At 66.4% G+C, this 12206-nt stretch carries 18 protein-coding genes; 4 read left to right on the forward strand and 14 right to left on the reverse strand.

The window, feature by feature from the left end:
• A complete protein-coding gene (locus tag J7359_RS13360) occupies nt 1-390 on the reverse strand; it encodes an MBL fold metallo-hydrolase (RefSeq protein WP_209057292.1) in 390 nt (129 codons plus the stop codon).
• Between the two features lie 10 nt (nt 391-400).
• Nucleotides 401-895 (reverse strand): hypothetical protein, encoded by a 495-nt coding sequence (locus J7359_RS13365; RefSeq protein ID WP_209057294.1) that lies wholly within the window; start codon nt 893-895, stop codon nt 401-403.
• A 15-nt stretch (nt 896-910) separates the two neighbouring features.
• Here J7359_RS13365 and J7359_RS13370 point away from each other — a divergent pair, with 15 nt between their 5' ends.
• The 3 genes from J7359_RS13370 (at nt 911) to chrA (ending at nt 3169) form a co-directional block, all read left to right on the forward strand.
• Nucleotides 911-1585, forward strand: coding sequence for a Crp/Fnr family transcriptional regulator (locus J7359_RS13370; protein ID WP_209057296.1), 675 nt, complete (start codon nt 911-913; stop codon nt 1583-1585).
• Nucleotides 1582-1902, forward strand: a complete 321-nt coding sequence (locus J7359_RS13375) for a YnfA family protein (protein ID WP_209057297.1) — start codon at nt 1582-1584, stop codon at nt 1900-1902. The genes J7359_RS13370 and J7359_RS13375 overlap by 4 nt, the downstream gene beginning before the upstream one ends.
• Nucleotides 1903-2008: 106 nt before the next feature.
• A complete protein-coding gene (gene chrA / locus J7359_RS13380; protein WP_348524391.1) occupies nt 2009-3169 on the forward strand; it encodes a chromate efflux transporter in 1161 nt (386 codons plus the stop codon).
• A 353-nt stretch (nt 3170-3522) separates the two neighbouring features.
• Here the strand turns inward: chrA and J7359_RS13385 are convergent, their stop codons facing one another.
• The 7 genes from J7359_RS13385 to J7359_RS13410 form a co-directional block, all read right to left on the reverse strand.
• Nucleotides 3523-4116, reverse strand: coding sequence for an aminotransferase class V-fold PLP-dependent enzyme (locus J7359_RS13385; RefSeq protein WP_247740385.1), 594 nt, complete (start codon nt 4114-4116; stop codon nt 3523-3525).
• A gap of 1 nt (nt 4117) precedes the next feature.
• The gene (locus J7359_RS20170; RefSeq protein ID WP_280637514.1) at nt 4118-4246 is read right to left on the reverse strand and encodes a hypothetical protein; all 129 of its coding nucleotides are present in this window, start codon (nt 4244-4246) and stop codon (nt 4118-4120) included.
• Between the two features lie 36 nt (nt 4247-4282).
• A complete protein-coding gene (locus J7359_RS13390) occupies nt 4283-4708 on the reverse strand; it encodes a rhodanese-like domain-containing protein (RefSeq protein WP_209057300.1) in 426 nt (141 codons plus the stop codon).
• Nucleotides 4709-4834: 126 nt separating this feature from the next.
• Nucleotides 4835-5095: a DsrE family protein gene (locus J7359_RS13395; protein ID WP_209057301.1), complete on the reverse strand. Its 261-nt coding sequence runs from the start codon at nt 5093-5095 to the stop codon at nt 4835-4837.
• A 9-nt stretch (nt 5096-5104) separates the two neighbouring features.
• Entirely contained in the window at nt 5105-5824 is a 720-nt protein-coding gene (locus J7359_RS13400) for a DUF1499 domain-containing protein (protein WP_209057303.1), read from the reverse strand.
• Nucleotides 5817-7127 carry an MFS transporter gene (locus J7359_RS13405; RefSeq protein ID WP_209057305.1) on the reverse strand — a complete coding sequence of 437 codons (1311 nt, stop codon included), beginning with the start codon at nt 7125-7127 and terminating at the stop codon, nt 5817-5819. Before J7359_RS13405 ends, J7359_RS13400 begins: the two co-directional genes overlap by 8 nt.
• On the reverse strand, nt 7124-7978 hold the full coding sequence (locus J7359_RS13410; protein ID WP_209057307.1) for a sterol desaturase family protein: 855 nt from the start codon (nt 7976-7978) through the stop codon (nt 7124-7126). The genes J7359_RS13405 and J7359_RS13410 overlap by 4 nt, the downstream gene beginning before the upstream one ends.
• A gap of 87 nt (nt 7979-8065) precedes the next feature.
• Here J7359_RS13410 and J7359_RS13415 point away from each other — a divergent pair, with 87 nt between their 5' ends.
• Nucleotides 8066-8728: a metalloregulator ArsR/SmtB family transcription factor gene (locus J7359_RS13415; RefSeq protein ID WP_209057309.1), complete on the forward strand. Its 663-nt coding sequence runs from the start codon at nt 8066-8068 to the stop codon at nt 8726-8728.
• A gap of 2 nt (nt 8729-8730) precedes the next feature.
• Here the strand turns inward: J7359_RS13415 and J7359_RS13420 are convergent, their stop codons facing one another.
• The 5 genes from J7359_RS13420 to narI all read right to left on the reverse strand — a co-directional run bounded on the left by J7359_RS13420 (nt 8731) and on the right by narI (nt 12206).
• Nucleotides 8731-9252, reverse strand: coding sequence for a DUF2478 domain-containing protein (locus J7359_RS13420; protein ID WP_209057311.1), 522 nt, complete (start codon nt 9250-9252; stop codon nt 8731-8733).
• 12 nt (nt 9253-9264) lie between these two features.
• Nucleotides 9265-9870, reverse strand: coding sequence for a hypothetical protein (locus J7359_RS13425; RefSeq protein WP_209057313.1), 606 nt, complete (start codon nt 9868-9870; stop codon nt 9265-9267).
• Nucleotides 9867-10499, reverse strand: a complete 633-nt coding sequence (locus J7359_RS13430) for a carbonic anhydrase (RefSeq protein WP_209057315.1) — start codon at nt 10497-10499, stop codon at nt 9867-9869. Before J7359_RS13430 ends, J7359_RS13425 begins: the two co-directional genes overlap by 4 nt.
• A gap of 121 nt (nt 10500-10620) precedes the next feature.
• Nucleotides 10621-11415, reverse strand: a complete 795-nt coding sequence (locus tag J7359_RS13435; RefSeq protein ID WP_209057317.1) for a peptidylprolyl isomerase — start codon at nt 11413-11415, stop codon at nt 10621-10623.
• A gap of 5 nt (nt 11416-11420) precedes the next feature.
• Entirely contained in the window at nt 11421-12206 is a 786-nt protein-coding gene (gene narI, locus J7359_RS13440; RefSeq protein ID WP_209057319.1) for a respiratory nitrate reductase subunit gamma, read from the reverse strand.

Genomic DNA, 12206 nt, shown 5'->3' on the forward strand with positions numbered 1-12206 from the left:
CTAATCCTCGACGGCCGCCTCGGCAGCAACGATCCGGGCGCCCTGCTCGGTCCAGTAGCCGTTGCCGATCCAGCGGTGATCCTGCCCGCCGGTGTTGATGACCAGCGTCACGGGCCGATCGGTCAGGTTCCGGATCGCGGCGTGCAGCTGTTCGGCCCCTCGGTAGCTGCCGCCCGCGTCGATCAGGACCGCGCCCGCGTCGGTTTCGATCAGGCCGAAGGTGGCGTTGTTCCCAAGGTTCTCCGGACTGCGCTGGCCCTTGTCGCCCACCATGGCCCAGACTCCATCGGCCACGGGCAGGCTGCGCAACTCGGCAAGCGCCGGGGTGGCGAGCGTCAGCGCGACGAGAACGCCGAGTGCGGCGCGCGTGCGGGTCAAAAGGATCTGCATGGGGCGTTCCTCATTCGCAATTGTTGTGGCGGCGCCACATCGCCGGATCATGACCTTCGGGCATGGTCGCGCAGGGGTCAGCCGCGCCGTAGCCACGCAGGTCATTGTAGCGCGCGATCTGGTCGGCCGTCAGCAGAGGCGGCGTTTCGAGGTGGCGCGAGAGATGGATGAAGCGCAGTTGTGCACGCGCGGTGGCAGCGGTGTCGATAAGGTCACGTAGCGCCTCCGGCGTCAGGCGGCCCGCGCGAAACCCCGCCTCGATGGCGGCCTCGGCCGCGATGAGGCGTTCTCCGGCCGCCTGCGCCTCAGCCTGCATGGCGGCAAAGATCGCCTCGATGGCGGTCACCTGCTCGGGCGACAGGCCGATCTCCTCCCGCAGCTCCAGAAGATGCGCCGGACCCGGCACGCCGTTGAGTTCCGCCGCAAGCGCAAGGCCCCAGCCGCGACCTGCGCGCAGATCCTCGATGTCCTCGGCAGACAGGCTCTTGATCTCGCGGGCTTCCATCCCGGCATAGGGGGAATGGCCCTGATGCTGGGCACTCGCACCGAGGGGCATGGCCAGAACAAGACACGCGAGCGCGAGACGGATCATCTAGAAACTCCAGTGGTTTTCTTTCCTCTCTCGCATCTGGCGGCGGCGATGCATATGATCGTGATCATGTCCGACCTGTTCGAGCCTCTTTTTACCGATGCGGCCGCGCGCGAATTCGCCGCTGGAGACCTGCTGTTCCGCGCCGGCGACCCGGTGGTGTCGATGATCCTGCTCCGGGCCGGACGGGCCGATCTGGTCCGCCATACGGACCACGGGCTGAAGATGATCCTGCAGCGCGCCGGGCCCGGGCAGACCCTCGCCGAGGCGTCCGCCTGGTCGGACACCTATCATTGCGATGCGGTGGCGGCGGAGTCGTGCGTGGCGGCGCTTCTGCCGCGCCACGTGTTCGTGGCGCGACTGAGGTCCGACCCAGACCTTGCAGAGCTCTGGGCGAGAAACCTCGCGCGCGCGGTTCAGGCGGCGCGGCTCCGGGCCGAGATCCGGTCCCTGCCGCGGGTCGCGGATCGTCTGGATGCCTGGCTCGGCGAAGGCCACAACCTGCCGGAGAAGGGCCGCTTGCAGGAGGTGGCCGCCGAACTGGGCGTCACCCGCGAGGCGCTCTATCGCGAATTGTCGCGTCGGCGCTCGGAGAAACATGCATGACCTTCATCTGGTATCTGATCGCGGCGTTTGCGGAAATCGCAGGGTGCTTCGCTTTCTGGGCCTGGGCGCGGCTGGACAAGTCGGCGCTCTGGCTGATCCCGGGGCTCGCCAGCCTCGCGCTGTTCGCCTGGGTCCTGACGCGCGCCGACAGCGCCATCGCGGGTCGCGCCTATGCCGCCTATGGCGGCGTCTATATCGCCAGTTCGATGGTCTGGATGTGGCTGGTGGAGGGACAACGGCCCGATCGATGGGACATGGCGGGCCTTGCGCTGTGTCTGATCGGCAGTGCGGTGATCCTTCTGCCGTCGCGCAATTGACACAAGATCCGCCGACAAGGCGTAGGATTTCTAGAAACGGGACAGAGATTTGCAGGATCAGGACCAGACGACGGCGCAGGGATCGGCCCGCGGGACAGCGGGCGAGGTGTTCGCGACCTTCCTGAGGCTTGGCCTCACCTCCTTTGGCGGGCCGATTGCGCATCTGGGCTATTTCCGCGAGGAATTGGTCAGCCGGCGAGAATGGCTATCGGACCATGCCTACGCCGACCTTGTGGCGCTTTGTCAGTTCCTGCCTGGTCCGGCCTCCAGCCAGGTGGGCTTTGCCCTTGGCATGATGCGCGCGGGCTGGCTGGGGGCGCTGGCGGCCTTTACCGCGTTCACGCTGCCCTCGGCGCTGGTTCTGCTGGTCTTTGCCATGACAGCGGCCAGCATCGCGGGACCGGTGGGCACAGGTGTCCTGCATGGGCTCAAGATCGTCGCGGTGGCCATCGTCGCGCAGGCGGTCTGGGGGATGGCAAAGAACCTCTGCCCCGACAAGGAACGCGCGGCGATAGCTGTCGTCGCCGTCGCGATGCTGGCCTTCCTGCCGGGGGCCATTGGCATGGTCGGCGCAATCATCGTTGGCGCGGCGCTTGGATTTGTCCTCGGCCGAGGCACGGGCGCGCCTATCGGTGGGCACATCACCATGCCGGTGACACGCGGTATCGCGGCCAGTGCGCTCTTCGTCTTCGTTGGGTTCCTTGCAATTCTGCCTCTGCTGGCGGGGCAAGGGCAGACGCTGGCGGTATTCGACAGCTTCTACCGTGCCGGTGCGCTGGTCTTCGGCGGCGGCCATGTGGTGCTGCCGCTTCTGGAGGCGGAGGTGGTGCAGCCCGGTTGGGTGACGCCGGACGCCTTCCTCGCCGGTTATGGCGCGGCGCAGGCGGTGCCGGGTCCGCTCTTCACCTTCGCCGCCTATCTCGGTGCGGTGCTCGGCCCCGAACCGAACGGCGTCATCGGCGCGCTCATCGCCCTTGTGGCCGTCTTTCTGCCGGGGTTCCTGATCTTGATCGGCGTCCTGCCCTACTGGGACCGTTTCAGGTCGATTGCGCGCGCACAGTCACTGATGCAAGGGGCGAATGCCGCCGTCGTCGGCATCCTCGGCGCAGCGCTCTATTCGCCGGTCTTTACCAGCGCGATCGGCGACATGCGCGATTTCACCCTGGCGCTCGCTTGCCTTGTCCTGTTGATGGCTTGGAAAGTGCCGCCCTGGGGTGTCGTGATCGTCGCTGCCCTCGGCGGGATCGGCCTGACGCTGGTGGCCTGAATGCGTCAAGCGGGGCTGGCGGCGGGTCGCGAAACCACGTCGAGGGCATCGGTTTTCCCGTTCGCCTCGCCCTTTGCGAAGTCGCGCTCAGTGGCGCCCACCTGATTGGTCGCGTGGACGAGGCAGATGACGGACCGGTCCCGCGCCCGAGCGAAAGCTTAGAACCAGGCCGCTTCCATCTCGACCGAGAGGATGCCGCCTGCCGGTGCCGCAGCGATGGCGGTCTCCATCTTGCGGAAAGGTGCGTCGGTCGTCAAGGTCGCCCTTATCAGCACGCAGGGGCCGCCCTCGAACGCACGCTGCAGCTGGGAGAGAGGATGTTTGAGCGCGGCGCAGCAGTCCGAGGGCGGAAGTCATTGATAGCGCGTTCCCTCGTCGCGCCACGCCCGGTCGATCAGAATGAAATACGACGGGGCGCCCTGCGGCGTGATCTGTCCCGACAAGCCGACGCTGATCAGGTGTCCGCATCCAGAGGCGATCACCTCCTCGGCAACGAGCACGGCGAGGGAAACGCCGACAGCGCAGCCGACCACGCCGATCTCGTGGCCCTCCAGATCGAACCTCCAGATGCCCGTGTGGTAGCAGACCCATCCTCCGTGCCGCCGCGTGCGGCCCTTGGATCTTTCCTGTCTCCTTGTTGGCGTACATGATGGTGACAAGCACGGTGTCGGTCGTGATCGCATGCCGCAGGTCGTCGGAATCGACCATCCCCATGCCATCAGCCGCCGGGTCACCCGCGCGCCGAGGCGCTGGACGAAACGAAGCGGCGCCACGATTGCCGAATGCTCGGCGCTCGACGTGATGAAATGCGGCCGTTCCTTGCCGCTGGCGAAGGACACACCCTTCAGCGCGTGGTTGTTCGCCTCGCTGCCGCCGCTCGTGAACACGATCTCCTGTGGCGCGCGGCCGAGGAGGTCCGCGATCTGGGTCCTCGCATCCTGCGCCATCCTACAGCCGGGCACCCGGGCCCGGTGACTGCTGGAAGGATTGCCCCGTTTCCAGGGCACGGCGCATGATCGCGGCGACCTCGGGTGCGACCGGAATGCTGGCGTTGCAATCCAGATAGATGTCGCGCATGGGCCTGCCTCCCTTTCGTGGTCGCCCTGCCCCGGATCAGGGCTGGTAGGCCGCGTCCTGCTGCCAGCCGGTGAAGCCCGTCTGCATGACGACGACGTTCGACCGCCCCGCCACGCGCAGCGCGAAGGCGGCCTGCGCCGAGAGGCTGCCGGTGTTGCAGAACAGGATGGTCATCCGGTCCTCGGGGATCTCGTCGATCCGGTCGAGCACTTCGCGCCACTCGATGTTGACCGCGCCCGGAATCGTTCCTTCCTCGAACTGGCCCGCATCGCGGGTGTCGACGAAGAGCGCGGTCTCGAAGACGGTCCGGTCGATCTGCTGAGGCAGTATGATGCCGGACTCGTACTCCGAGAACATCATGTATTCCTGCATGGCCTCAACGGCGGCGTCCTGCGCCAGTGCGGGCGCTGCATGCAGCCCGAGCGCGACAGCTGCCGCCGCGAGAAGGTGTTTCAGGTTCATTCGGGGGTTCCTCCGTTTCGGATTTCTGGTTTCTTGGTCGGCCTCAGAACACAAGCAGCTTGTCGGCGGCGAGCGTTCCTTGCGCGAGTTCGTCCATGGTCGAGCGGATCGCGCCCTCCGCCCTCCTCAAGGCCGCGCGTCCATGCAGGTGCCGCACATCTGGACATACCCCTTGGCGGACAGGACACGGCGGGGCATGCGCTCGAAATTGTAGTAGCCATCGGGCGTCTTCTGCCCCGCCTTGGCCCAGAGCACCGCGTCGGCCATCAGGAAGACGGTGATCTCCGCGTCGGGGTCATTCTTGACCAGCGCGTGGGCCATGCGCAGGCCATTGAAGCTGCGCTCGGTTCCATAGGGTGGGTCGTTCAGAAGGATCAGGTGTTTCATCTTGGGTCCTCAGGTCCGGGCGCGCATTTCGAGATCTGACAGGAAGGCTTCGATGCGCCGGGCATTGGCGCCACGGTCGATCTGGCCGAGGCGCGAGCGCGAGCGCATGTCGATGCGGGCACCGGTGTCGGTTTCGGTGACGCGGATCGCCACCTCGTCCTCGAAGCCGAACAGACGGCTCGTGGCGATCGCCTCGATCTGGCTCTCCTCGGGATCGGCCGACAGCACCTCCCAGCCGCGCTCTTCCACGAGGCCGAGCGCCGCGGCGAAAGCCTCGACTGCGGAGACCGGCAGGTCCAGCAGGCGCACGTCCGGATAAGCGGCGCGCTGCGGTCCGGCGTTCTGCGCCGGGTAATCGCTGGGCGTCGCCGTGAACCAGAAGACGGGCGGATCTTCGGTGTCAGTCGAGATGTCGTTGATCGACAGCGTGGTGCGTGCGGCGATCTCGAAGGCCGCGCCAAGGCCCGCGACGGGCAGAGACAGGATCAGCCCCAGCAGGACCGCCCCAGAGCCGCCCTTCCTGCGGCGGAGCCAGACCACCAGCCCGGCCAGCGCGACGATGACGCCGGCACCGGCCGCCCACGCGCCCCAGCCGGCAAGGTCATAGGCCCGCGGCCAGGGCCGGCCGCCTGCCCGGAAGCCCCAGACAGAGATCGCAAGAAGCGCGATGGAGGCGACGCCCAACAAGATCGAAAGGAAGCCCAGAGGGCGGGCAAGCGTGTCAGGCATCTGCAAGCTCCCGTGGGCTGGCGGGGTTGAGTCGCGGGTGCGTCTCCTCGGACAGCCAGAACAGCAGGCCGCCGGAGACGAACATGGAGATCGCGACGAACCAGAAGGCCGCTTCCGCGGCGCCGGTCAGGCTGGCCGCCAGCCCGAGACCGAGCGCGCCGATGGCGTAGCCGAGGTCACGCCAGAAGCGGTAGATGCCGATGGCCGAGCCGCGCCAGGCCGGCGGGGTGATGTCCGCGACGGCCGCCGAGAGGTTCGGGTAGATCAGCGCCATGCCGAAGCCCGCCACCCCGGCCGAGACCGACCACCAGAGCGCGCCCGTGCCCATGACGACCATCGCCACGCCCGCACCGCAGATCCACATGCCCAGCACGTTCGGCCAGAACCGGCCGACATGGTCCGACAGCCGTCCTGTTAACAGCTGCGAGCCGCCCCAGACGAAGCCATAGGTGCCGATGATCCAGCCGACCTCGGTCAGGGTCGCGCCTTGGGTCACAAGGAAGACCGGAAACAGCGCCCAGACCAGCGCATCGACGAACTTCTCGACCAGCCCCGCCTGGGAGATCGCGAAAAGGCGGCGGTCGCGCCAGCTCATCAGCGCGAAGACCTCGGACGCCGAGGGGTATTCGGACACGCCCTGCGGATAGCGCGGCAGGGATTTCGGCGGCGCAGCCTTGTGCGCGGCAGTTTCGACCTTCGCCCAGGGAAGCGTGTCCTTGACCCAGACAACCGTCAGGACTAGCGCCAGCAGGACCACGGCCATGCCAAAGACCAGCAAGCCCGTCCGTGCGCCCAGCCATTCAGCGGCATAGGCGGTCAGGATCCCCGCGATGGCGACGCCGACATAGCCCGAGAACTCGTTCAGCCCCATGGTGAGGCCCCGTTCCTCGGCTTTCGTGATGTCGAGCTTGGCCGTCTGCGTCATCGACCAGCAAAGACCCTGGTTGACCCCCAGCAGCACGGTCGCGGCCACGATCCAGTTCCAGTCGGGCGCGTACCAGATCATCACCGGGATCGGCAGCGCCACGACCCAGCCCCAGAACAGCACCCGCTTGCGGCCGATCCGCTCGGACCATCGCCCGGCGACGAAGTTCATCACCGCCTTGACTGCGCCGAAAGCCACGACGAAGGAGGCAAGTAGCAGGAACGATCCGCGTTCCAGCCCGAACTCGCTTTCGGCCAGCGCCGGGACCACCGTGCGCGTCATGCCGATGGCGAAGCCGACCAGCATCACCTGGATAAGCTGATGGGCGACCTGAACCCGGTTCTCACGGATACCGCGCGTGAAGTCGCCGGAGGTCATTCGGCGGGCTTCTTCGTCGTGATGCGTCGGTCGGGTGCGTGGCCGCTGGCGGGTCCGCGCAAAGGCTGGACCAGCATCCGGTCAAGCCACAGGTCGCGACGCGTGCGGAACTGTTCGATCCCGATCTCCATCCGCTCGTGACCCTTGGCGGGCTGCGCGATGTAGGTGCCGAGCAGCCGGTCCCACCATGGCAGGTTGAAGCCGTAGTTCGAGTTGGTCTCGCGCGGGTCGGTGGAATGGTGGACGCGGTGCATGTCCGGCGTCACCATGATGAGGCGCAGCACGCGCTCCACCGGGCGCGGCAGGTCGATATTGGCGTGGTTGAACAGCGCGGTCGCGTTCAGGATTACCTCGAACAACAGCACCGCGATGGCGGGCGGGCCAAGGGCCGCGACCACCGCCAGCTTGGTCCCCATGGAAATGAGGATCTCCACGGGATGGAAACGCAGTCCCGTGGTCGCGTCGAAGTCGAGATCGGCGTGGTGCATCCGGTGCAGCCGCCAGAGTCCCGGCACCGCATGGAACATCACGTGCTGAAGGTAGATCGCTAGGTCGAGGGCGAGCATGGAGACGACGATGGCAAGCCAGAAAGGCACGTCGATGTTGTTGAAGAGGCCCCAGCTACGCTCCTCTGCCAGGACCGCGAGCCCGACGGCGATGATCGGGAATGTCAGCCGCAGGATCGCGGTGTCGAGCACCACGAGCGCGAGGTTGTTCGTCCAGCGGATGACGCGCGGGATCTCGCGCCGACGCCGGGGCGCCGCCACTTCCCACAGCCCCATGGCCACAAGAACGCCCAGAAAGGCGGCAAGGCGGATGGTCGGTGCTGAGGCAAGGATGGTCTCGGACATGGGATCTGGACTTCGGACTTGTGGGGCGCGATGGAATCGCTATCATTCAAACTATCGCTTGAATGATTTACAGTCTGGAGACGTCCCGTGTCAATCAGCCCGAAGCTGGCTCTGCTCGAAGAATACGCGCTCGTCGCACGCGCCCTGTCAGCGCCGGCCCGACTGTCGCTCCTCGAACAACTCGCGCAAGGAGAGCGTGGCGTGGAGGCGCTGGCGGAAAAGACTGGCCTGACCGTCGCAAACTGCTCGCAGCATCTGCAGCAGCTGCGCCGCGCGGGCCTCGTCACCAGCCGCCGCGATGGCAAGGCGGTGATCTACCGGCTGACCGACGCCAAGACGCTTCAGCTGATGGACCTTCTGCGCATCGTGGCAGAGCGGAACCTCGCGCAGGTCGAACGCATTTTGCGGGGGCTCTCGGGCGGCGAGGACGCCCCCGAGCCCGTAAGTCGCGCAGACCTTGCCGCTCGGCTCGCGGAAGGCTCGGTTACCGTGCTCGACGTGAGACCGGCAGACGAATACGCCGCGGGCCACATTCCCGGCGCGCTGAACGCGGCCCTGGCGCAGCTGGAGCAGATCCTCCCCACGCTCGCGCCGGACGCCGAGATCGTCGCCTATTGCCGCGGCCCCTACTGCGTCTATGCCCATCAGGCCGTTGCTACCCTGCGCCGCCACGGGCTCAACGCGCGGCGTCTCGAAGGGGGTCTTCCGGAGTGGCGCGAGGACGGGCGCGAGGTCGCGCGCGCCAGCTGATCTCAGACCAGTTCCTCCGCCGTCTTTGTCACATCCTCAACCCAAGCCATCAGCGCCGCGTGATCAGACGGCAATTGCACTGCCAACCCTTGCGTGAAACTCTCGAAGGCCGGTCGGTTAAGCGTATTGAGGCCAACCAGAACAGGAATATCCATTGCGACCGCCTCGGCGATCACGTTGCGGAACCCCCGCCCCTCGGCCTCGTGCTTGCCGAACTTGTTGACGATCAGAAGATGCGCCCCGGATAAGAGGTCAGCCTTGACCAACCCGACCGCCGTTTCCAGCGCGGCCGGGTCGAGGCGGCACCCCCGCGCCTGCGGGCCAAGATCCTGGCTGATGCGCAAGACCGCGCCACCGGGCAACACCCGCACATCCATGTCGCAGGGGCCGGCATCGACGCGCTCGCTGTTGATCTGGACGGTGCCGCAACATCTGAGGCCCCGGGCCGCGAGGTCGGCTGCCAGCCGTTCAAGCACCAGATCCGTATCGCCGCGTCCCGGCGCCATCGTGTAGGCAAGTTTCATATCCGGACTCCTTCAGGATTGGCAGAAAGGTTGAAATTCGACCAGCGCACCGGCTGGCTGGCTATCGGCATCGGAGGGCAGGAACATCAGCCCGTCCGCGAGGGAAAGCAGGCCGACACGGGCCGAATGGGTGACATCCTCGAAACGGACGATCTCGCAGCCTTGCGCATCGAACCCCGCCATCGTCGCAGGCCCGAGTTTGCAGCGCCCGGGCCTGCAGCGGATTGCGATTTTGGTCACGATGTGCCGGCGGGTTGGGGTGCCCTTGAAGATCCGGGCGGCCACGGCGCCTGCAACCGGTGTCGTCACCGCCTGCCCGGCAGGCAGGCGGGCCACGACCGGCAGCACCCAGGGTCCGGCGCCGGTCAGGGCCGATGTCGCGATCGCATAGCCATCCATCGCCGTATTGTCGAAAGCCGGTGCCATTGACCGGGACCGAACCGGCCGGGCCGGAATGCGGCCAAGGGCGCGGTCTAGCGACACGGCCTCGGGCCGGCCGACAGGTTCAGTGTGCGCCGCAATCCTGGCAAGGGCCTCGATGACTCCGATCAGTGCATGGTCCATGTCCTGGCTATCATTGCCGCAGCCCGGTGACGCGATGGCCTGATGGATGGTCATTGTGCTGCCTCCAATGTGGATTGGGCGCCCTGGAAGTGCCCAGGCCCGATGCTGCAATCCAGATCGCGCAAGCGTCCGTCCTTGAGGCCATAAATCAGGCCATGCACGCGAACGACGGCGCCGCGAGCCCAGGCCCGTTGCAGGATCGGCGTTTCACAGACGCGCCGCACGCCCTCGACCACGTTCCATTCCGCCAGCCGGTCGCGTTGTGCTTCCAGGTCGGGTTCGCGCCCCAGATCGACCGCGTAGGCGCGGGCCAGGCGCCGGATCGGTTCCAGCCAGTGATCGGCCAGACCGTGCGGCAGATCCTCGGTCGCGGCCTTGACCCCGCCGCAGCCATAGTGGCCGCAAACGATGATCTCGCGCACATGCAGTGCGTCTACCGCGAATTCCAGCGCCGACAGCAGGTTCAGGTCGGTGGAATGGACGACATTGGCGACGTTGCGATGGACGAAGACTTCGCCCGGATCAAGCCCCGCGACAACGTTGGCCGGAACCCGACTGTCCGAGCAGCCGATCCAGAAAAACTCGGGCGCCTGAAGGGCGGCAAGCCGGGTGAAATAGTCGGGTTCCTGGGCGTGGCGTTGTCGCGACCACGCCTCGTTGCGCGCCAGAAGATCATTCAGCATCGGTCGTCTCCATGGGGTCCGGCAGCGGAAGGATGGCCTTGTGCCGAACGGCCCTCAGCGGGTCGATCGCTCCCACGCAGCTGTGGCTCTGACGGTTGCATGACACGTCCTTCTGCGTGGTTCAGATCGGCGCAAGGCTTGCGCCGGTGATCTGTGCGCCTTGCGCCAGGGTTTCGACGAAATCCCGTGATGCCCTTGCCCAGGCAGCTTTTTCCAGCGCCTGCGCGATCTTGGGGCGGACGGTCTCATAGGGCAGGGTCTGACCCGGCGCGGTGGCGTTCAGGCGGATGATGTGCCAGCCGTGCCGAGTAAGAACGGGTGCGGGGCTGATGCCGCCCTCGGTCAGGCTGCGCAACGCCGCTTCAAACTCGGGCACGGTGTCGCCCGGGCCAAGCTGGCCAAGATGCCCACCGGACGCCTTCGATCCGCAATCGCTTTCGCGGGCAGCGGCGGCAAATCCCTTGGCATCCCCGTCCAGCCGCGCCAGCAGGGCGATGGCCCGCGCCTTCGCCATGGCGCGTTCGGCATCGTCACGCGGGTCGCAGGCGCACAGGATGTGCGAAACATCCCATAGCGGCGCGGAGCGGTAGCGATCGGGGTCCTTTTCCCATTCCGCTCGCACCGCGTCCTCGGCAACTGGCTCCATTGCCAGCGCTTCATCCAGAAGGGCGCGGATCAGGGCTTCGTCTTCGGTCTCGAAGCGGTTCGGCGCCAGTTCGAGCGGGTCAGGCACCAGCCCACGTCGCCTTGCCTCCCGCAGCAGAAGCGCGCGGATGGCCAGCGCTTGCGCCGCCTTGCGCCAGGCGATGCCCGGCTTGTCCTTGGGGCCGGTGTGGTTCTGGGCCTCGGCGGCGATGGCCGCCGAGGGGATGGTTTCGCCGTTCACGACGACATCGGGAAACAGGGCCACGTTCATCTGGCTCACTCCGCTGGCGTCGTGGCGGTGGGACCGCGCTTGGCTTGTACCTTGTCATAGGCGCGGCGGCGTTCTTCGAGCGGGCGATGCCGTCGCGATCGTACGATCTGGTAACCCGGCCGCGTCAGCAGGTAGCGGAACGGAGCGGCAAAGCCCGACCAGATGTGCACCAGCCGCGTGAACGGAAAGAGCGCCGTTATGATCAGACCCAGGAAGATGTGCAGCTTGTAGAGCCAGTGCACGTCGACCACGGTAACCCAGGCGTTGATGTTCCAGCTGACCACACTCTGCGACCAGGTCATGAAGCGGACCATTTCCGACCCGTCCATGTGCTGAAGCGTCTGGGTGATGGTCAGCAGGCCGATGGCCAGCTGCAGCCAGATCAGGACCATGATCAGGATGTCGGGAAAGGTCGATGTCAAGCGGATGCGCGGATCGACCAGACGGCGATGGATCAGCATGGTCGAGCCGATCAGGGCGGCAATCCCCGCCGGCCCGCCGATCAGCACCGCCATCCACTGCTTGAGGCCATAAGGAACAGCAAGGGCATCCAGAACCCAGACCGGGGTGAACAGCCCGACAAGGTGGCCGAAGAACACCGTCAGGATGCCGACGTGAAACAGGATTGACCCCCAGATCAGTTGCTTGCGTCTCAGAAGCTGGCTGGACGAGCTTTTCCAGGTGAACGGATCACGTTCGTAGCGCGCGATCGACCCCACGAGGAAGATCGTCAGCGCGACATACGGCATGACGCCGAAGATGACGAAATTGATGTCGAAGTCGCCGAACAT

Source organism: Paracoccus sp. R12_2 (genome assembly GCF_017744015.1).
GTDB lineage: Bacteria > Pseudomonadota > Alphaproteobacteria > Rhodobacterales > Rhodobacteraceae > Paracoccus.

What these genes read in the sequence shown, in the direction of transcription:
- J7359_RS13375 (WP_209057297.1), top strand. Translation starts at nt 1,582, where the DNA reads ATGACCTTCATCTGGTATCTGATCGCGGCGTTTGCGGAAATCGCAGGG.
- J7359_RS13390 (WP_209057300.1), bottom strand. Translation starts at nt 4,708, where the DNA reads ATGAACCTGAAACACCTTCTCGCGGCGGCAGCTGTCGCGCTCGGGCTG.
- J7359_RS13425 (WP_209057313.1), bottom strand. Translation starts at nt 9,870, where the DNA reads ATGACCATCCATCAGGCCATCGCGTCACCGGGCTGCGGCAATGATAGC.
- J7359_RS13395 (WP_209057301.1), bottom strand. Translation starts at nt 5,095, where the DNA reads ATGAAACACCTGATCCTTCTGAACGACCCACCCTATGGAACCGAGCGC.
- J7359_RS20170 (WP_280637514.1), bottom strand. Translation starts at nt 4,246, where the DNA reads ATGCGCGACATCTATCTGGATTGCAACGCCAGCATTCCGGTCGCACCC.
- J7359_RS13370 (WP_209057296.1), top strand. Translation starts at nt 911, where the DNA reads ATGGCCCTGATGCTGGGCACTCGCACCGAGGGGCATGGCCAGAACAAG.
- J7359_RS13365 (WP_209057294.1), bottom strand. Translation starts at nt 895, where the DNA reads ATGGAAGCCCGCGAGATCAAGAGCCTGTCTGCCGAGGACATCGAGGAT.
- J7359_RS13420 (WP_209057311.1), bottom strand. Translation starts at nt 9,252, where the DNA reads ATGAAACTTGCCTACACGATGGCGCCGGGACGCGGCGATACGGATCTG.
- J7359_RS13410 (WP_209057307.1), bottom strand. Translation starts at nt 7,978, where the DNA reads ATGTCCGAGACCATCCTTGCCTCAGCACCGACCATCCGCCTTGCCGCC.
- J7359_RS13405 (WP_209057305.1), bottom strand. Translation starts at nt 7,127, where the DNA reads ATGACCTCCGGCGACTTCACGCGCGGTATCCGTGAGAACCGGGTTCAG.
- J7359_RS13385 (WP_247740385.1), bottom strand. Translation starts at nt 4,116, where the DNA reads ATGGCGCAGGATGCGAGGACCCAGATCGCGGACCTCCTCGGCCGCGCG.
- J7359_RS13360 (WP_209057292.1), bottom strand. Translation starts at nt 390, where the DNA reads ATGCAGATCCTTTTGACCCGCACGCGCGCCGCACTCGGCGTTCTCGTC.
- J7359_RS13430 (WP_209057315.1), bottom strand. Translation starts at nt 10,499, where the DNA reads ATGCTGAATGATCTTCTGGCGCGCAACGAGGCGTGGTCGCGACAACGC.
- J7359_RS13400 (WP_209057303.1), bottom strand. Translation starts at nt 5,824, where the DNA reads ATGCCTGACACGCTTGCCCGCCCTCTGGGCTTCCTTTCGATCTTGTTG.
- J7359_RS13435 (WP_209057317.1), bottom strand. Translation starts at nt 11,415, where the DNA reads ATGAACGTGGCCCTGTTTCCCGATGTCGTCGTGAACGGCGAAACCATC.
- narI (WP_209057319.1), bottom strand. Translation starts at nt 12,206, where the DNA reads ATGTTCGGCGACTTCGACATCAATTTCGTCATCTTCGGCGTCATGCCG.